General features: G+C 56.3%; 16 protein-coding genes. 11 read left to right on the forward strand and 5 right to left on the reverse strand.

Annotated elements, in window-relative coordinates:
- Positions 1-28: 28 nt before the first annotated feature.
- The 4 genes from RRF56_RS12660 to mrdA all read left to right on the forward strand — a co-directional run bounded on the left by RRF56_RS12660 (position 29) and on the right by mrdA (position 5,588).
- On the forward strand, positions 29-2,275 hold the full coding sequence (locus RRF56_RS12660; protein WP_317038003.1) for a DUF3769 domain-containing protein: 2,247 nt from the start codon (positions 29-31) through the stop codon (positions 2,273-2,275).
- Positions 2,276-2,408: 133 nt separating this feature from the next.
- Positions 2,409-3,098 carry a hypothetical protein gene (locus RRF56_RS12665; RefSeq protein WP_317038004.1) on the forward strand — a complete coding sequence of 230 codons (690 nt, stop codon included), beginning with the start codon at positions 2,409-2,411 and terminating at the stop codon, positions 3,096-3,098.
- 58 nt (positions 3,099-3,156) lie between these two features.
- Positions 3,157-3,633: a hypothetical protein gene (locus RRF56_RS12670; protein ID WP_317038005.1), complete on the forward strand. Its 477-nt coding sequence runs from the start codon at positions 3,157-3,159 to the stop codon at positions 3,631-3,633.
- 164 nt (positions 3,634-3,797) lie between these two features.
- Positions 3,798-5,588 (forward strand): penicillin-binding protein 2, encoded by a 1,791-nt coding sequence (gene mrdA / locus RRF56_RS12675; protein ID WP_317038006.1) that lies wholly within the window; start codon positions 3,798-3,800, stop codon positions 5,586-5,588.
- A gap of 5 nt (positions 5,589-5,593) precedes the next feature.
- Here the strand turns inward: mrdA and RRF56_RS12680 are convergent, their stop codons facing one another.
- Entirely contained in the window at positions 5,594-5,947 is a 354-nt protein-coding gene (locus RRF56_RS12680; RefSeq protein WP_317038007.1) for a metalloregulator ArsR/SmtB family transcription factor, read from the reverse strand.
- Positions 5,948-6,178: 231 nt separating this feature from the next.
- On the opposite strand from RRF56_RS12680, the gene dxr reads away from it, so the two are divergent.
- Positions 6,179-7,372 (forward strand): 1-deoxy-D-xylulose-5-phosphate reductoisomerase, encoded by a 1,194-nt coding sequence (gene dxr / locus RRF56_RS12685; protein WP_317038008.1) that lies wholly within the window; start codon positions 6,179-6,181, stop codon positions 7,370-7,372.
- A 9-nt stretch (positions 7,373-7,381) separates the two neighbouring features.
- Positions 7,382-7,582, forward strand: coding sequence for a hypothetical protein (locus tag RRF56_RS12690; protein WP_317038009.1), 201 nt, complete (start codon positions 7,382-7,384; stop codon positions 7,580-7,582).
- A 116-nt stretch (positions 7,583-7,698) separates the two neighbouring features.
- Here the strand turns inward: RRF56_RS12690 and purU are convergent, their stop codons facing one another.
- The 3 genes from purU to RRF56_RS12705 all read right to left on the reverse strand — a co-directional run bounded on the left by purU (position 7,699) and on the right by RRF56_RS12705 (position 10,261).
- Positions 7,699-8,553 carry a formyltetrahydrofolate deformylase gene (gene purU / locus RRF56_RS12695; RefSeq protein ID WP_317038010.1) on the reverse strand — a complete coding sequence of 285 codons (855 nt, stop codon included), beginning with the start codon at positions 8,551-8,553 and terminating at the stop codon, positions 7,699-7,701.
- A 219-nt stretch (positions 8,554-8,772) separates the two neighbouring features.
- A complete protein-coding gene (locus tag RRF56_RS12700; RefSeq protein ID WP_317038011.1) occupies positions 8,773-9,486 on the reverse strand; it encodes a hypothetical protein in 714 nt (237 codons plus the stop codon).
- Positions 9,487-9,700: 214 nt separating this feature from the next.
- On the reverse strand, positions 9,701-10,261 hold the full coding sequence (locus RRF56_RS12705) for a L,D-transpeptidase (RefSeq protein WP_317038012.1): 561 nt from the start codon (positions 10,259-10,261) through the stop codon (positions 9,701-9,703).
- Between the two features lie 747 nt (positions 10,262-11,008).
- On the opposite strand from RRF56_RS12705, the gene RRF56_RS12710 reads away from it, so the two are divergent.
- The 5 genes from RRF56_RS12710 to eno all read left to right on the forward strand — a co-directional run bounded on the left by RRF56_RS12710 (position 11,009) and on the right by eno (position 17,138).
- The gene (locus tag RRF56_RS12710) at positions 11,009-12,433 is read left to right on the forward strand and encodes a hypothetical protein (protein WP_317038013.1); all 1,425 of its coding nucleotides are present in this window, start codon (positions 11,009-11,011) and stop codon (positions 12,431-12,433) included.
- A 316-nt stretch (positions 12,434-12,749) separates the two neighbouring features.
- Positions 12,750-13,868, forward strand: coding sequence for a saccharopine dehydrogenase family protein (locus tag RRF56_RS12715; protein WP_317038014.1), 1,119 nt, complete (start codon positions 12,750-12,752; stop codon positions 13,866-13,868).
- A gap of 449 nt (positions 13,869-14,317) precedes the next feature.
- A complete protein-coding gene (locus tag RRF56_RS12720; RefSeq protein ID WP_317038015.1) occupies positions 14,318-15,235 on the forward strand; it encodes a hypothetical protein in 918 nt (305 codons plus the stop codon).
- Between the two features lie 14 nt (positions 15,236-15,249).
- Positions 15,250-15,684 (forward strand): DUF2188 domain-containing protein, encoded by a 435-nt coding sequence (locus tag RRF56_RS12725; protein WP_317038016.1) that lies wholly within the window; start codon positions 15,250-15,252, stop codon positions 15,682-15,684.
- A 155-nt stretch (positions 15,685-15,839) separates the two neighbouring features.
- Positions 15,840-17,138 (forward strand): phosphopyruvate hydratase, encoded by a 1,299-nt coding sequence (gene eno, locus RRF56_RS12730; protein WP_317038017.1) that lies wholly within the window; start codon positions 15,840-15,842, stop codon positions 17,136-17,138.
- 255 nt (positions 17,139-17,393) lie between these two features.
- Here eno and RRF56_RS12735 read toward each other — a convergent pair whose 3' ends face one another.
- Positions 17,394-19,541 carry an alpha/beta hydrolase family protein gene (locus RRF56_RS12735; protein ID WP_317038018.1) on the reverse strand — a complete coding sequence of 716 codons (2,148 nt, stop codon included), beginning with the start codon at positions 19,539-19,541 and terminating at the stop codon, positions 17,394-17,396.
- Between the last annotated feature and the right edge of the window lie 106 nt (positions 19,542-19,647).

The raw sequence follows: 19,647 nt of genomic DNA on the forward strand, positions 1-19,647 counted from the left end.
TTTGTTTTTGTTTTGGTGATGCCAGCCCATGCCCTTGCCGCTGATTTTGCCTGCTGTGCCCCCCGCCCCAGTGCTGGCCGAAGTTGCGCTGGTGTCGACGGCAGCCCAGGCGCGTCGGCTCGAGCTACCCAATGCCGCCCTCGCCTCTACGGATCCTATCACCGCCACCCCGATAGACCTAACCGGGGCTGAGCTACTGTTCCCCTTAGCCCAGAACACCGCACCCGAATCTGAGCCGTTCCGCCCAGCCCTAGAAATAGCTCCAGCACTAGGCCCAGAAACCAGCCCAGAAACCAGCCCAGAAACCAGCCCAGCACCGCCCGCCTCTGCCCCCCTAGCCCCTGAACCTGACCCCGTAGACCTTAGCCCTGAGGCTGATGCTCCTGGGGACGAGGAGGCCGCTCCGCTCCCCGAGCCCGCCGACTCACCCCTGGGGGACGCTAATACCATTCGTCTGCAAGCCGATCGCCAGACCTTCGAACCCATTCGGCAGATCGTCACCGCCGCAGGCGATGTGCTCATTCAGTTTGGTACGGGTCAGATAGCCGCCGATCGCCTCTGGGTAAATCTGGTCAACCGCCATGTGCAGGCCGACGGCAACGTTCTCTTCAACCGCAACAATCAAATTCTGGAAGGATCTGCGGCCACCTACAACCTGCTGCAAGGTTCAGGGGTGATGGAGAATGGGCGAGGCGAGCTACAGATTACAACCCTCGCCGACGATTTCTCCGATCCCTTTTCTGGCCCAGCCCAGGGCGATGGCCGCCCCCTCGACTACCGACAGCAAAATCAGGGCACCATTTCTCAAGTCACCAGCACTGGCCGAGTGGCGGTGGCGACTAGCGACCCAGTCAGCCTCCTTGAAGGCCAAACCAACGATGTGCGACGGCTGCGGTTTGAGAGCGATCGCCTCTATTTTGATGCCGAGGGCTGGTATGCCGATGAAATCAGGGTGACCAACGACCCGTTTTCGCCGCCAGAACTAGAGTTCAGGGCCAGTAATGTACGGCTCACCCCAATCAATGAGGTCAATGACGAACTGGTCTTCTCAGATCCTCGTCTAGTGTTCAACCAGGGATTGACTATTCCTATCCTCAGACGACGCTACGTGCTCACCCGAGGGCAGTTGCCGGCAGAGGCGCTCAACCCGCTACCCACGGGCATTGGCATTGATGGCCGCGATCGCGACGGACTGTTTGTCGAAGCCGAATTTCCACTGCCGGTGGCCGGGCCGTTTAATATCTCGGTGGCACCGCAGTTTTTGGTGTCACGCTGGCTGGGCAGCTCAAACTATAACCTGGCCGACCCAGCCAACCTTGGCATTGCGGTCAGGGTTGATGGTCCCCTGGGGCCACGCACCTCGGCCACCGGCAACGTGAGCTTGGCTGGCCTCGACCTCATTAACTTTAGAGATCGCCTGCGGGGCAGCTTTCGGGGGCAGCACCTACTGGGCAACCACCGTCTAAATTTGGAGTACAGCTACCGCGATCGCCTATTTAACGGCTCTCTGGGCTTTCAGGACGTACAAAACAGCCTGGGTATGTTGCTCGAATCGCCCAACATCACCCTGGGCAACAGCGGCATTAACCTCACTTACCAAGTCTCAGGGCAGTATGTCACCGCCAACACCGATCGCCCTAACTTGCTCGGTCCTGGGGTTGGTGTAGGGCTCACCGATCTATTTCGGGTACAGGGAGCTGCCGATTTAAGCCGAGGCTTTTTACTCTGGCAAGGCCAACCGCTGCCGGCGACTCAAACCGAAGGGCTACGCTACTCCGATCGGCCACTGGTGCCTAATCTCCAACTCGGAGTGGGCGTGCGCAGCGTCGTCACGTACTACAGCAGCGACGATCTGCAAGAGTCGCTCGAAGGCAGAATATCGCTATCGGGGCAGCTTGGTCGCCTGCAGCGCAACACCTTCGACTACACCCGATTCAATATTGGCTTTAGCCGCAACATTATTGGCGGCGACACGTCCCCCTTTCTATTCGACAGAACTGTTGACCAAATGGTTTTATCGGGAGGTATTGTTCAGCAGATCTATGGGCCATTTCTGGCGGGCTTTCAAACCGCCATTAACCTTGACAGCGGCCGTGTCATCGACACCAACTTAATCTTTGAATACCGCCGTCGTGCCTACGGGCTGCTGGTCAGTTACAGCCCGAACCAAGACACCGGCTTTGTCGGGTTTCGCATTAGCACCTTCGACTGGGTAGGGCGTACGGCTCCCTTCGATGCTGACCCCACTACCCCCAGCGAGGTGGTGGTGCAGTAGGCCATGCTAGATTGGTCACCCAACGGTAATCAACCTTACGGTGATGGCCTCTGGACTGGCTTAAGATTAAGCTAAAAACAGCGCGATCGCTCTAAAACCATGGCCGATGTGGGTTAACCCTAGGCAATTCAAAATGACGCACCCCATCAAGTCCAACGATATTGAGCCCGTGTATCAGCTCCTAGAGGGCTATAGCTTTGATGTCGAAGCCTATCCGCTTCAGGCGGTGATCGCAGGATGGCTAGAGGAGTACGGCTCAGTTTGGGTCAGCCATGCCATCACCGAAGCCCTCTACCAGGGGCGTTACAAAATTGTCTCTGTAGATCACATTCTCCAGCTATGGCAGCGGCGGGGACAACCCATTCGCCACTTCAATCGCGAATTTGAGTCTATTATCTTGGGTCAAACTCTATTCTGCACCCCTGGCTATGGCGACACGGTAACGCCGCCCTCTCCCACCAAAGCTTCACCGGCGGCCCAACGCGTTGTCGATTACCCCTCATCCGAAGCCGACCCAGCCCCCTCAGCAGATTCTGGGCCTTGGCCCTTTCAACCCGCTACTGAGCCGGAAGAAAAAGCAAAAACCGTCTTACCAGGATGGTCTGCCCCCTTTGATCTAACTCCCTCAGCCCCTAGCCCATCTTCGACCAACCCAGACCCCACCCCACCCTATCCAGAAATTTCTAACTCTCGTCCCCTCGCATCGACGCCTACGCCCGACTGGCCCCAGGCCGACGAAATTCAGCCCTTTGTGCCACAGCAAGATAGCTCAGACCTGCACCAGCGGCTGCAAGCCGTAGTCAAAGGGGGTATGCGAGAGTAGCCGTGGTGATTGGTCTCCCTCTAGCGTATACTGGCCATAGTACATACGGCCTATAGCCATGGTTCACTATACCCTGCCCCAAAGTCCCGATGTGGTGCTGACAGCACCGGGCAAAGACTCGCGCAAAGCCCGTGAGAAAGCGCTTGACCAGCTAATGACCATGCTGGACGAAGGGGAGTTGCCAACCTCTTTGGCCGATGGTTTTAGTGCTGAGCAACTGGTAGAAGTTTATCCCCCCACCTCCTCGGTAGCCGTGCAGCAGCAAGAAGATTCTGTCGTTGAAGCCATCCAAGTACTCAATCAGTTAGCGACTCTCAAGGTCAAGGTGCAGACGTCCCGCGAGGAAGCGCTCCAGGTGCGACAGCTAGTTGATCTGCTCTTTACCGATGATCCCATGACCGACGATCAGCTCACGGAGCTGAAGGATGGGTTCAAAGTCTTGAAATCTTTTGCTCAAAGCAATTTGCGCTTCAAAGACGCCCGCGCCCAGGCCGAAGCCGCACGCCAGGTCTTAGACGAGGCCTTAAGCAGCTAGGGGATCATGAGCCTGACGGCCACACTGTGTCCTGTGGCTGGCGGAGGTTGAAGTTCCATATCCTACAGGGAGCAGCCAGTTTCTAGCACCTCAATTTCCCTGCATAGATCCCCTTGGTGGAGATAAGATAGGGACTGGCCAATTTTGCCTCGGGGGCTAGGTCTATGGCGCTACTTCAAAATTTACCCCAGGTGCCTGATACCCTGCGGGGACGAACGGTAGGGCGCAGCTTTCAGGCTGTGTTTTTGCTGGCGTTGGTATCGGTGCTGCTGCCCGCCGCCTTTGGGTTGCGGCTGTTTCAGCTCCAGGTCGTAAATGGCGATCGCAACCGCCAGCTAGCCGATACGAACCGCATTCGCCTCGTGCCCAAGCGCCCCGCTCGGGGCACAATTTTTGATCGCAACGGAGAAATTCTCGCCGGTAGCCGCCTATCGCACACGGTGTCTATTTGGCCCATTGCGCTGCCCCGCTCAGAGTGGCCAACGGTAATCAATCGGCTGTCGGAGGTGCTCAACATGCCCCCCGACGAAATTCAATCGCGCCTAGAGCAGGCGGGCTACGAGTCGATCGAGTCAATTTCCATTGCGCGGGGCATTAGCCCAGCCCAGGCCACCGCCCTAGCCGAGTACACCAACGAGCTGCCGGGGGTGCGCCTAGAAGCCGAGGCGGTGCGCAACTATCCCAACGGCGATCTGGCGGCCCACATCATTGGCTATACTGGCGAACTCACCGACGAGCAGTTGGCGGCTCGCCGGGAGCAGGGCTATCGCATGGGCGATGTAGTGGGCCAAATGGGGGCTGAGTCAGCCTTTGAAAGCACCCTCCACGGCGTTTGGGGGGGGCAACAGGTGGAGGTAGACAGCTCCGGTCGCATCATTAGCATCTTGGGCGATAAACCCGCCGTCGCCGGGCAAGACGTTCAGCTCACCATCGACATCGAACTTCAGCGGGCAGCAGAGGCCGCCTTGGGCGATCGCAAGGGCGCGATCGTCGCTATGGATCCGCGCAATGGCGCTATTCTGGCGATGGCTAGCTGGCCCACCTACGACCCCAATATTTTTACCGCCCGCATCAGCGAGGCCCAGTGGCAACAGCTACAGGGAATCGACAAGCCGTTTCTAAACCGAGCGATGCAGGCCTTTCCGCCCGCCAGCACCTTTAAAGTTGTCACCACAGCGGCAGCCATTGAGTCGGGCCAGTACTCACCGAATACGGTGCTATCGACCTCAGCCTATATTCAGGTGGGCGGCATTCGGTTTGGCGAGTGGAACCGAGCCGGCTTTGGCCCCCTAGGGTTTACCGGAGCTCTGTCCCAGAGTGCCAATACCTTTTTCTACCAGGTGGGGATGCGCATCGGTGGTCCTACCCTGATCGAAATGACCCGTCGCTTTGGCTTTGGCCGCAAAACCGGCATTGAAATCGGTGCTGAAGAAAGCGCTGGTCTGGTACCCGACGACGCCTGGAAACGCGAAACCCTAGATACCCCCTGGGTACCCGGAGATACCATTAATATGTCCATCGGCCAGGGGTTTATGAGGGCGACACCGCTACAGGTAGCGAGTATGTTTGCGGTCGTGGCCAACGACGGCTACCGGGTCACGCCACACTTGCTGAAAGACAATGAAGAGCACCGCAACTGGAAAGAATCGATAGAACTGAGCGATGCCACCCTTGACGTGTTGCGTCGGGGGCTGCGTCAGGCGGTGGCCAGCGGCACTGCTCGGGCGCTAAACGTAGCTTACCTTCCTCCCGTGGCGGGCAAAACCGGTACCGCCGAGGCACCGCCAGGGCCATCTCACGCTTGGTTTGGAGGCTACGCCCCGCTAGACAACCCCGAAATCGTGGTCGTGAGCTTCGCTGAAAACAGCGGTGGCGGCGGCGGTGGGACAGCCGCTCCGATGGCGCTCAAGGTGCTAGAAACCTACTTTGGCCACGAGCAAGAGACGGCTGAATAGCCCAGCTAGGTGCGAGTAGACAGACTAAAGTCGCGAAAGTGCTTGGCCTGAGCCTCAATGCGGCAGGCGAGGCGATCGCACACCATACTGCACAGATCAAAGATGAGTTCGTCGGCCACGCTATAGTAAGCCGAGGTGCCTTCGGTACGGCGGCTGAGAATGCCCGCTTGCAGCATCACCTTTAAGTGTTTAGACACATTGGCCTGGCTGGTTTGGGTTGCGTCAACCAGCTCTTGCACACATTTTTCTTCCTCCCGCAGCAGGTTGAGCAGCCGCAGCCGCATCGGTTCGCTTAAAACACTGAAATATTCGGCCACTTGCTGCACGACTTCAACTGAAACCGGTTCAACAGGATCCATTATGGTTCGTAGGTAGGCTCGGTGTGCGGGAAGATTCCCCAGCAATTTTAACAACTATTTTATTTTTGCAGTGATTGATAACAATGCAGTCATCAAATCTGGTCAATTATTTTGGTCTGATCCCCATAGCGTTTTGTGCCAAACGAGAGAATGAGATTTGGGGTAGCCCTTGGGTCAGGGTCCATGCCGTGAGATTCTTAAAGATAGCGCTTACCACCTTTGAGGATTGCCGTGAAAGCCATCACCCTACTTGGATCAACCGGGTCTATCGGAACTCAAACCCTAGACATTGTGGAGCACCACCCCGACCAGTTTCGCCTAGTGGGCATTGCGGCAGGCAATAATGTGGCGCTGTTGGCCCAGCAGGTGCGCCAGTTTAAGCCCGAAATTGTCGCGATCTGTAACCCCGATAAGCTGGGCGAACTGCGCGAGGCTTTGGCTGGTATGGATCCTATGCCACAGCTTTTAGCGGGCGACGACGGCATTGTAGAAGTAGCCCGCTACGGCGACGCTGAAGCCGTGGTGACGGGCATTGTCGGCTGCGCCGGGCTGTTGCCGACTTTGGCGGCGATCGAGGCGGGCAAAGACATTGCCTTGGCCAATAAAGAAACTCTAATTGCCGGTGGCCCCGCCGTGCTGCCCTTAGTCGAAAAGCACGGCGTCAAGCTGTTGCCCGCCGACTCTGAGCACTCGGCCATTTTTCAGTGCCTTCAGGGGGTGCCCGCCGATGGTCTGCGGCGGATTCTGCTTACTGCCTCGGGTGGGGCCTTTCGCGACTGGCCGGTAGAAAAGCTGGCTCAGGTGACTGTGGCCGATGCCCTGAAGCATCCCAACTGGTCGATGGGCCGCAAGATTACGGTTGACTCGGCCACGCTGATGAACAAGGGCTTAGAGGTGATCGAGGCCCACTACCTGTTTGGCGTTGACTACGACCAGATCGATATCGTCATCCATCCCCAGAGCATTATTCACTCATTAATTGAGCTGCAAGACACCTCGGTGCTGGCCCAGCTGGGCTGGCCCGACATGCGCCTGCCCCTGCTCTATGCCCTCTCCTGGCCCGATCGCATCTATACCGACTGGGAGCCGCTGGACCTGGTGAAGGCGGGCGATCTCACCTTCCGCGAGCCTGACCACGCCAAGTACCCCTGTATGGATCTGGCCTACGCCGCTGGGCGGGCAGGCGGCACCATGACGGCGGTGCTCAATGCCGCCAACGAGCAGGCGGTGGCGCTATTCTTAGACGAGAAGATCCACTTTTTGGAGATTCCTAAGGTGATCGAGGGCGTGTGCGATCGCCACCGCTCCCACAACGTGGCTCAGCCGGTGCTGGCCGACATTCTTGCCGCCGACCAGTGGGCTAGGGCCGAGGCCACCAGCGTCAGCGAAGCGCTCACCTCAGCCACCGTTGTCTCTATGGGATAGGAGGATGCCGTGGAACTCGTGATTGTACTGGGGGCGATCGTCGTGGCGATCGTGGTGTTTGGCTGGGTGTTTAAGCTGATTAAAAACACCATCCAAACCGTGCTGCTGGTGGCCTTTTTGCTGCTGGTGCTTTACTTTCTCTTCGGCATTGGCCCCGGCGTCATTTGGGAGCAGATTCAAACCTGGCTGGGCGGTGGGCAGAATCGGTAGTCGTACCAACTTCGAGTTCCGTACCCCTGATTGCCAACCGGCTAACCCGTAGGGACGCACGGCGCGCACCCTCCAGAATCGGGGGTAGCCAGGCAGAATTTGGTATCAGAGCCAGCCTAAGCAAACACCACGGTGCGGTTGCCGTAGACCAGGGTGCGATTTTGCAGGTGCAGCCGCACGGCGCGAGCCAGCACAATGCGCTCCACATCTTTGCCCTTGCGAATTAGCTCCTTGACGTCGTCGCGGTGGCTGATACGCACCACATCTTGCTCAATGATCGGGCCTTCGTCGAGGTCGCTGGTGACGTAGTGAGCCGTGGCTCCAATAATTTTGACCCCCCGCTGAAAAGCCCGCTGGTAGGGGTTGGCCCCCATAAAGGCAGGCAAAAACGAGTGGTGAATATTGATCACGCGATCGTACTGATGCAAAAAGTCTGAGCTGAGCACCTGCATGTATTTGGCTAGCACCACCAGGTCAATGTTGTACTGCTTGAGCAAGGTAAGTTGGTGCTGCTCCTGCTCGGCCTTGGTGTCTTTGCTGATCGGGATGTGCTCAAAGGCGATGCCAAACTGGTCGGCAACGGGCTTCAGGTGAGGGTGGTTGCTGAGAATGAGAGGAATTTCAGCCTTAAACTCGCCCGCTTTGTGCCGCCAGAGCAAGTCGAGCAGGCAATGGTCTTGGTGGCTAACCCAGATCGACAGGCGCGGCACATCGTCAGAAAAATGCAGCTGCCAGGTGGCCCCCAGGGGTTGCGCGATCGCCCCAAAGGCTGGTCCAATGATCTCCCTGGGCAGGTTAAACCCCTCTAGCTCCCACTCCAGGCGCGACAAAAACAGCCCCGCCTCGGGGTCGCGGTGCTGGTCGGCATGGAGGATGTTGCCGCCATTGGCGTAGATAAAGTTGGCAATTTTGGCGACTAGACCCTTCTGGTCGGGGCAGGAGAACAGCAGAATGGCGGTAGGAGAGGCCATGGGAGGTTGAGGAGTGGATGAGTGGATGGGTAGATGGGTAGATGGGTGCGTAGGGTGGGCATTGCCCACCACCCAAGCAGGCGATGTCAGAGATTCCTAGGGCGATCGCCTAAACGGTTAGATCGTAGGGCATTGTCCATCACCCAAGCAGGCGACGTCAGAGATTCCCGGGGCCACACAAAAGACTAGGTGGGCTCAGACTAGCATCCCTAACGGGCATCAATTGGTGGTGTCGGCATCGGTTTCTGGGGTCACTGGCTCAGGGGGGCTGGCAGGAGCCGCGTCTAGATCAACCGGAGTTTCTGACGTTTCGCCATCGCCGGGGGTGGCTGCATCCCCTTGTCCGGCCCCAGCCTCGGGCGTTTCGACCGGCATCAGCCATTCTGCGCGGGGGCGGTTGATGCCGTTGGCCACATCGCGGCTGACGACCAGCACCGAGTAGTCTGTCTCTGCTGCGGGGGGCCAGGGCTCAGGGTCGATGATGGCATAGTTGGCGTTGCCGCTGAAGTCGGGGCCGCCCAAGATCAGCTCGTGCTCGGTGCCGTCGTTGAGGGTGACGGTGACGATGCCCACCGGGGCGTTAAAGCCAAAATCGGTGGCCTGGTCGGCGGTCATAGTGACGGTTTGCAGAGGCGAATCGGTATTGAGACGACTGAGCAAAAAGGCCACGGCCCCTGGCTCGGCCAGGGCAGTCTCGGGCGCTGTCATCTGCCAGTTGCCATCGCCATCGCGTTCAAAAACTAGGGTTTCGTTGCCGCGATCGACGGTGAGGCTGGCGACATCGGTTTCTTCAAAGGTGAAGATGGGTGCGGTGGAGGTGCTGTCGCCAGTGAGGGAGCCAAGCTGCGATCGCTGCGACTCGGCAATCAGCACCCCGGCCCCCAGCAAAAAGGCGACTCCGACGAGAATCAATGTACTGCGCTGAAACTTCATACCCGCTTACCAAAACTTCCAGGTCACAGGATAAATCCTGCTGTGCTGATCCATCCTACGACCTGAATGGGGCTACGAGTTAGCTACCCCCGACTCAGCAGGGCACATGCCATGCGCCCTCACAAGTTGACCTTTTGGGAAACGGGGTTTTGTGAGTCGGATTTGACGTGATGCCTGATGAAACCAATGGCAACCCCAAGAAAATCCCCTTGCTCTAGGGCACAACTCGCACTGGGGTACCAAGCTCGATCCGCGAAAACAAGGCTTCTACATCGGCATTGTGCATGCGAATGCAGCCGTGAGATGCAGCTGTGCCAATTGATGTTGCATCAGACGTGCCGTGCAAGCCAACCCAAACATGGCCATCCGTCCAAAAGCCAACCCATCGAGTCCCTAACGGGTTGCGCGAGTCGCCGTTGGCAATGCGTTCATCGGTGAAGGGATGAATCCAGGTAGGATTTGTTTTCATTTGGCGTACTTGGAACGTGCCGGTGGGCGTTTCCCAGCCCGCTCTGCCAATGCCAATAGGGTATGTTTCGAGGTGAGTGGTGCCTCGGTACAGCGTTACCCGGCGACCACTGAGACTAATTTCGATCCAAATCGTTTCGGCGGCGGCTCTATTGGCCTCGGCACTGGCAGCAGGAGAAGGTGTAAAAATCGACGACGCGGCAACATAGGGTGGGCTTTGAAGATAGGCTTCACCAATGGCAAAGGGCGCTAGTCCAACCCCAACGACTAGCCCCACTAAGCTAAATAACTGATTCCACGTTCTCATTCTCAATCTCCTACCGTTGTCAGGGCCTCTAGGCGATCGCCCAGCCCCCAGCAGGCCAGCCCAACTGGTCCCACGGCTGAGAACATCATCCCTGTCGATACGCTGGCTATTTTGCTAATTTCAGCCTAAAAAGAACGCAAATGATTGCCAACGTTCCCTAGGGCTGAAATTAGCCAGGGGGCATACATTCAGCCGCGCTCGCCCTACCCCAGCCCCAGTCAGCGTTAGTCGGGGATGACACTTAAAGGTGAAACGCTATAAATTGCCAAATTCATTTACTCCCAAATCAGCCCAAAATACCTGGCCTATTTGGGTTATCCTCTTTCCTTAAAGCACACTCTTAAATAGTGCGAAGCGATCGCTTGGGGACGCGGCGCTTTGCATACAGTCTCTATCGGGCTGTTCTAGATCACATCTTCAATCAGTCCTAGATGTCGGCTTTGAGTATCAACCTTTGGATAGAATCGAGCCATTAAAATATCCAGCAACGTCGTCAAACTAGCGCTGCACCAGTTGGCTGGATGAGAAATGACATGCCATTTACAGGTAAAGAGATGGTTCTGTAGCTTAGCCCTCAGACATCGGCCTATTCATCTCTCTCAGCAGTAATCCCAAAGGTTGATGTCTAATTAAGTTCAGCCGCTAATAATCAAGTCTTACAGGGTAAACGGGAGGGTAAATAGGGCGAGTTTGTCTAGCCTAACCTCAGCCCATGGCTATACGTCTAAAGTTATATACAGCTGACCAATGGTTAAATTTAAGCCCTACTTTGAACGCCGCTATCCTCGACTAGAGCGGATTGTGGCGATCATTGCCCTCATTAATTTAGCCCTAGTAGCATTTGATCTAACCTATATCTCTCTGCGGCCTGTTTACCGCCAATATTTAACCAGTGTTACCCGCGTCTATGACCCGGTCAAGGGCATCCTGGCGCATCCTCAAACTGAGCAGTACCAAGCCCAGGTTGAGCAGGTGAAAACTCATTTGGCCGAAGCCGATCGGCAATTTCAGGACGAATCGCTTGGCGAATCGCCTGAGGTTGAGGCTTCCCTTGCCGATTTGCAAACCCTGAGTCAGCAGTTGATGACCGAGCAGGCCTTTGCCCAGCCCCACGGCAGCGATGCCCTAGTCACCATTCAGCAAACCCTACAAACCCGCACTGGCCAGCCCACAGCCCAGGCGGCACTGAACCAATTTTGGTCGGCGGACTACCTAGAGCAGCGGGGTTGGCAGGCAGAGCTAGAATTTTGGGATCGCCAGATTCAGCCTTTTTTCCGGGCCAACTACTACCGCACCGTCAACCGCTGGGGCGCACCGACCGACTACTTTTGGCTGATCGATCTGCCCTTTATCCTACTTTTTGCGATCGACATTGGGGCGCGCATTGTCGATACCCGGCGGCGACACCCCGCTCTCACCTGGGTCGAGGCAACGCTGCGACGGTGGTATGACCTGTTTCTCATCCTGCCCTTTTGGCGCGCCTGGCGAGTTTTGCCCGTGGCGCTGCGCTTGTATCAGGTCGATGTGCTCAACCTAGGCCCAGTGCAGGCCGAGGCTCAGCGCGGCACGATTGTTACCGTCGGAGCCGACATCGCCGGGATCTCAGGCATTGAGATTATCGAGCAGCTCCAAGACTCGATCCGTCAGGGCGAGCTGCTCAACTGGATCGCCCTGATTGATCCCGTAGACAATGGCGCTGGCACTATTGTGGCGGAGGAAGAAATGTCTGCGATCGCCGATCGGCTTTATCAGGTTGGCATTGACAACATTTTGCCGCAGGTGCGGCCCGACATTGAAGATTTGGTGCAGCACAGCATTGCCAAAACCCTTGAGCAAATGCCGGGTTACCCCCAGCTTTACCAGTTGCCTGGGCTAGATCAGGTCTCCACCCAGATTCAAAAGCTGTCGCAATCGTTAGCTCAAGGCCTCTATCGCAGTATCAGCGGTAGCTTGCTCGACGACAGGGGGACAGCAATAACCGCTCGGTTGCAGCACCATCTGCGCGCTGCGATCGCCGACGAGTTGAGTCAGCACCAAACCCGCCAAGAAATTGAATCGAGGCTAGTGAGCGCCCTCGAAAAGTTTAAGCTTAAATATGTCAAATCCCTGGCTGAGTCTGGCGGAGAAAAGCTATCGGAGCACACGGAGCTGCTGCGACGACAAATTAGTTAAGTAAATCAGCGTTAGCATTGGCGGCTTCAGAGCGCACGTTAGAGCGATCGCCCTGCAAGTTTCTCGCTTACGCCTGGGTTTCCCTCCCAAGCCAGAGGAGGAATTAAGCATTAGCTTTTAAAATTTAACCAAATAGTATTGTCCATAGCGTTTCCCCAGCCGGTGAGAGTCATTCTTCTATCGGCCCCCTGCCACACCCTAGGCGAGGTGATAGTTATGGCACAGATTTAAGGTCAGGCTTAGAGGTGTCCGCTAGGTCTTAAACCTCATGCCCTGCACCTTAAACCCCAAATCTTGCAGACACTAACCACAACCTATGCAACGAGTACTCATCATTGGCGGCGCTGGACGGATTGGCAGCAACATTGCTAAAGATATTTTGACCCACACCGATGCCGAGGTCACCATTACTGGGCGCAATACTCAGCAGGGCAGCATCACCCAGCAACAACTTGGCTCTAGGGCAGAGTTTCATCCATTAGATTTGGCCAATCCACCCGAACTGCGGGCTGCTGTGGCGAAAGCCAACCTGGTAGTCCATTCGGCAGGCCCTTTTCACTATCGCACTACCGACGTCTTGCGCGCCTGTATTGAGCAGGGAGTCAATTACACCGATGTCAGTGACGAACGCAGTTTTACTCGCAAAGCCCTGGCCTTACACCCCGAGGCTGAGACGGCAGGGGTAACAGCGGTGATCAATACCGGCGTGTTTCCGGGCATTTCAAACAGCATGGTGCGCCAGGGTGTCGAAGCTTTAGACGAGACTACCTCGATTCAACTCAGCTATGTTGTCGCTGGATCCGGCGGGGCTGGCGTGACGGTGATGCGCACCACCTTTATTGGCCTGCAACGCCCCTTTGACGCTTGGCTCAATGGTAGGTGGCAGTCGATTCGACCCTACACCGAGCGCGAGACCCTGGAGTTTCCAGCCCCCTACGGTAAGGCCAATGTCTACTGGTACGACATGCCCGAAGCCATTACCCTCCAGCAAACCTTTCCGGTCAAAAGCGTCATCACTAAATTTGGGGTAGTGCCCGATTTCTACAACCACGCGACTCGAGCGATGGCCCACTGGTTACCGCCCATAGTGCTGCGCAGCCCAAAAACCGTAGAATTTTTGGCCCATGTTAGCCACTCAATGACCAGCGTGACCGATCGCTTTAGCGGCACCGGAGTCGCTATGCGCTGCGACATCAAAGGGCAGCAGGCAGGCACAGCCACCCACTACGTCAGCACCTTTGCCCACCACAGTGCTGCGATCGCCACGGGCTTAGGCACTGGCAGCATTGCAGAGCTCCTGCTAAGCGGCAAACTCAAACACCCTGGGGTGTATCCCGTCGAGCAAGTTCTGTCTACCGATTTGTTCAAAGCCACAATGAATTCTCGCCAATTAGAAATTCATCAAACTTTGAATAAGGCAGAGATTACGTCTTAGAGGTTAGGGGCTATTTTTAGCGATCGCGCCTGCCACAACGCTTTTCAAAACGAGTGTATCCCGAGTTTGCAAATTCATCATTCTGATAGCTAGCTAGTCTGTCATTCCCGTGCAGACGGGAATCCACAGCGGACATCTGGCTTCCAAAGAGATTCCCACTTGCGTGGGAATGACGTAAGCACCTGCAAAAGTAGGATGCACCCGCCGAAGGTTTCCAAAAATTCGGCAGCCTTTGGTGTGCATCTTTTTTACTTCCGCGACCTACCCATAAAGATGGATTAGCGAATGCATCTCACTACAAGGACGTATTTCCGGTAGCTTTTGTCAATCTATCTAGCTATAGAGCGGCGCATTATCTCACCCTTGGGGTCGAGGTGAGAGCTAATACATAAAATTTAAAGTTTGGCTAAGCGCATATATTCCTATCATTCCCGAGCAAGGGGATTGCTATGTACAAGCCAGAAAAACTCCAGGCCTACTTAACATCCATCAGTGAACGTCGGTCTCCGGTGGAAGATACCCTCAAGCGCAATATTTTTAGGTACAGCCTGTGGCTGCTGGGCATTCCAGCCATTATTTATGGCGCAATCGATCGGGGCGTAGCGGCCTTTTCAAGACCTGTTTTAAGTGTGACCGATATTTCCTATTGCTTGATCGGCTTAGTCCTTTTGCTAAGCTGGATTTGTATTGGTTTGGCAGAAGACTCCCCTGAGCCAATGGCTTTGGCGCAGGCTGACCCAATCGAGCTTGTAGACTCAGCACCTTCCTCAGACTATATTGCGCAACAGACCTATCGGCTGCCATTCCCCTATCTGTGCCAGGTTTATCACCTGCTGAATGTTCAACATTTAGAAGACATCCACCGCTTTAGTCTGGGTAATTTAAAGGTTATTAGAATCAATCAGTTTCAAAAAACTCAAACCGGCGGAAAGATCCGTTTTGAAACTATGCTTGACTCTCCCTTTAACGTCCTTAGGCTGTGGCGAAACCCAGTGGTAGAAGTCGAGCTCACCATTCATTCGCCCCACCAGATTGAGCTTAAGGTGCCTGCCTACGGTGAAAAATTTATTCGCGTGCTGTTCAGCGTAGTGCCTCTGAGCACGACAGAACATCAGCTATCCATTCACATGTTTAGCAATTTGGCCTGGCCAAAAGAATTGCTTAAAGCCATGCTGATTGTGGCCTCTAGTCTCACCCTTTTAGAAGACCTGCCCTACCTCAATCATCTGGCCCGGCGCAACTACGACCAACTATTTAGCCAAACCTTGGCTAAGCGACGATCAAATCAGGCTATGCAGCTCTTTCATCGCTACGTTGATCTCCACAACAGTGCCTGGAGCTACAGGCAACCGCAGCTGTCAGAGTGATTAGAGTACTAGGTATGCCCTGGACCGACGACAACTACCCAACCTCCTTAAAAAATCTGACTGCCGAAGTGCGGCGGAAGGCAATAGACATTGCCAATGCCCTGCTAGAGGATGGTTATGAAGACGGACGGGCGATCGCGATCGCGACTGCCCAGGCCGAGAAATGGGCTCAGCACCGCCACAAACAAATTGCCAAAAAAAATACCGGTGGCACCACCGGCCAAGCAATTGACTCAGAGCACCAACAAGATCATAGTGACCCCATTCACGTCTGCGCCGATCCCGATGGAGCAGGATGGATGGCCACCCAGAGGCAAAAGCGCATTGCCCAGAGCAGCAAGCAAGCTGACGTCATCGATCAAGCGCGAGCAAAGGCTAAGGCTCAAAACACGGCGCTATACATTCACAACCGAGCCGGTCATATCCGTGAAACCCGTGACTACTCCTGATGAGGCGATCTCAGCTGCTCAAACGGTGGCCATAGTGACGTTAGAAGGGGGCTGCTACCCGGTAGGATACTACAGGATAATTTAACGCTTCAGCGCATGCGCCCATAACGGCGAAATTTGCAGCGGTCTATGGAATTACCAACGGAGTAGTGGTTATGGTTGCAATTACATCAGTTCACGGCAGGCAGATTCTTGACTCTCGGGGTAACCCCACAGTTGAGGTTGATGTAGTGCTGGAGGGTGGTGCTAAGGGGCGGGCAGGTGTGCCTTCTGGGGCATCAACCGGTATTCGCGAAGCCCTAGAACTGCGCGATGGCGATCAGTCTGTCTACGGTGGCAAAGGCGTGCTCAAGGCCGTCGCCAACGTCAACGATGCCATTGCCCCCGCCATTTTGGGTATGGATGCGATGGATCTAGCCGCTGTCGATCGCAAAATGCTGGCCTTAGATGGCACCGACAATAAGGGCACCCTGGGAGCCAACGCCATTCTTGGCGTGTCGATGGCGGTGGCCCGTGCCGCCTCGGTCGCGGCTGACATTCCTCTCTACGTGCACCTGGGCGGCCCCGATTCGGTACTGCTGCCAGTGCCCTGCTTCAACATCATCAACGGTGGTGCCCACGCCGACAACAGCGTCGATTTTCAAGAATTTATGATTGCTCCAGTGGGTGCGCCCAGTTTCTCGGAGGCGTTGCGCTACGGGGCCGAGGTCTACCACGCCCTCAAATCGGTGCTCAAGGCAGCGGGCTACAGCACGGCCATTGGTGACGAGGGCGGCTTTGCCCCCAACCTCAAGAGCAATGTCGAAGCCATTGAAGTCATTCTCAAGGGCATTGAGAAAGCTGGGCTCAAGCCTGGGGATGACATTGCGATCGCCCTCGACCCCGCCGTCAGTGAGCTGTACCAAGCAGACGGCAGCTACCTGTTCTACAAGTCTGACCAGAGCCGCAAGAGTTCTGACGAGATGATTGCCCTCTGGGAAAGCTGGGTCAACCAGTTTCCGATTGTCTCGATCGAAGACGGCCTGGGTGAGCAAGACTGGGCGGGCTGGCAAGCTATGACCAAAACCCTGGGCGATCGCATTCAGCTAGTCGGCGACGATGCCTTTGTCACCAACCCCGCCATCATTGCCCAGGCGATCAAAGATGGCGTCGGCAACTCGACCTTAGTTAAGGTCAACCAGATTGGCTCGATTACCGAAACCTTAGAGGCGATCAAGATGTCTCACCAGGCGGGCTACACCTGCATGGTCAGCCACCGCTCGGGCGAAACCCCCGACGACTTCATCGCCGACCTAGTAGTGGGGGCCATGACCGGCCAGATCAAATCTGGTGCCCCCTGCCGGGGCGAGCGGCTGTCAAAGTACAACCAGCTGCTGCGCATTGAAGAAGAACTGGGGGCTAGGGCTAAGTACGCGGGCGTTGGCACCTTTAAGCGCCAAGCTATGACCGCCTAATTCTCAGTTCAAATTGTATCGGCTGTTGTCTTTCAAACTCTCGGCTTAGTTGAGTCGAGAGTTTGGGAACTGGCCGAAGGCTAGCTATAGCCAGTCTGGTTAAGCGATCTTCGAGCAAACAGACAAACCCTCATAACGGGTTTGAGTAGGACAGTAGGCGAAGGTACAGCTCTACTTAGGAATATGGCTTTATTAAAGTAGCCACTGTAGGGTGGGCACTGCCCACCACGAGGGAGAAAGTTTTCCAGAAGTCGCCTAAGGCCGCAAATACTGCCGAAAAAACTCGATTTGCAGCTGGGCGGCCAAGGGTTGATAGCCAGAACCATAGAGGCTGTGGCCTACGCCCTCAAACTCGTAGAGCGTTACTGGAACGTTGGCCAAGTCAATGACATCGTGGAAGTTGCGGGCTACGTCAATCTGCAAAAAATCTTCAGCCCCGTGAAACAGCAGCGTCGGGGTGCGAATGGCCTGGGCACTGTATAGCGGCGAAGCCTGGAGATACCTGGCAGGGGCTTCCATCGGCGTTTGCCCCACCAGGTACGATAGCAGTGATGAGTAGCCCAACTGCCATTCGGTCAAGGTGTCGAGCAGCGAGCATTGGGGGTTGGCAGCTCCTACCAGCTGGGGAAACTGGGCCATGATGTGGGCGGCGTAGTAGCCGCCGTAGGAACAGCCGGTCACCCCCACCTGGGCCGCCGTCGTCCACCCCTGCCGAATCATCTGCTCAATAATGTCGGCCCCTTCTTCGACATCGACTTGACCAAAGTTTTGGCCATCGGCCAGGGCTCGGTATAGCTCTGGGCCAAACCCCTCGCGCCCCGAGAGGGGCACCACCAGCACCGCCAGCCCAAAATTGGGCAGCAGATTCAGCGGCATTTCAACATCGGTGGCAAACTCGTTGGCCATCGAAAACCCTGGCCCCCCCTGCTGCCACAGCACAATGGGCACCCCCTGGGGCGGAAAGGCGCTGCCCGCAGGCTGAACCAGCCAGCCGGGACGATCGCCCTGGCTGGTGGTAAAGCTCACCACATCCATGCGTACCCGGTTGCTGTCGGAGACGGATGCATTTAGAGCGGTGAGCGATCGCACCTCGACCTCGCCGTTGAGATCGATCGCAAACAACTCCGGCGGTTGCATTACCGAAGAAAACCCGTAGACAATGGTGCGGCCTGTCTCACTGGCCACAATCGAATCAGCATCCACTGACCCCGATGGCAAGGGCAAGGGCGTAAGGGTGCGATCGCCCAAGTCATAGACATACAGATGTCGGTTGATGCCCTCAGCGGCCCAAAATAGCAGGCGATCGCGTCCCAAAAACTGCCCCTGCGACTCCATTGGCCCCCGCAGGGCATCGGCGGCGATCGTATCGAGCACTGTGCCTGCCAGGTCATACACCTGGTAGTAGGCCGACTCAGGAAACACGTAGGACGGCTGGTCTCGCCCCACCACCACACTGGGACGATAGCGCTTGACCAACAGCTGCCGCCCATCGGGGCTGAGGCTAGCCCCCCCAAAGGTATCGCCCCCCTGGTCGGGAGCGGTTAGCTCCAGCCGCAGCGGCTCGGCCTGCGAAAAGTCAAACACCCGCACGGCGCTGTGCTGGTGAAAGGGGTTGTCAGCCACGGCCAAACGCCCCAGGGCATCCTGAATCACCGCCGTGGCCAGGCTGGGGCTGTAGGGGGTGCGATCGTACAGTTGGCGCTCTTCGCCCGCCGAGGTCACCAGCGCCACCTGATCGCCACTGGTCGACCAGGCAGGCGGCTTAATCTCTAAATCTTTGGGCAACCGGGCCACCTCTAGCCGCCGCAGCGATGGCAAAAACACAATGTAGACAATGTCTTCGGCTTCGCCATAGACCCGCACGGCAAACTTTGAAAAATCTGGCGCTATGCCCAACACCTCGCCATCTTCGGGTTGGGTGGGGTAAACCCTGGTCCGCGAGGCGATCTGCGTTTCCCGGTTTACCGTAATAATTTCCCATGGCCCATAGACATCTCGTTGCACGTAGCGCAGGGTGTCGTTGTCAATCCAGCGCAGCGGCAGATCTGGGGCAAACAGGTCATACTCTAGGGCCAGGGCGTCGCTCAACTCGCCAGTGAGAATATTGAGAAAGTGCAGGCTGCGATCGTCTGGGTACAGGCGGCTGCTGACCGCTACCACCAGCGTCGTGCCATCGGGACTGAGGGTGCTGAGCACCTCGGGCTGCTGCACTTCCAGCAGAGCCTCTAGCCGAGCCTGGTCGGCCTCTGAAAGCGGAGCCACCTCTAGCCCGTCAAGCCCCACCGAGATAATCTCTCCCTGACCTGGGGCAGCGACCGCTAAAGTTGCGATCGCGCTCATCAGGCCTAGACCCAGGAATTTACCCAGCCGCAAAACAATCGAATTATTCCAGGAATTTGCCACTGAGGCTCTGTAGATAGAGACAAATCATAAAGACCAGCATCATAGCGCCATCTTTCAATTTCTAGGGCAATCTAACCACAGTTCTTTAAGGCTAATGTCTGGGTTT

Source organism: Nodosilinea sp. E11 (genome assembly GCF_032813545.1).
Lineage (GTDB): Bacteria > Cyanobacteriota > Cyanobacteriia > Phormidesmidales > Phormidesmidaceae > Nodosilinea.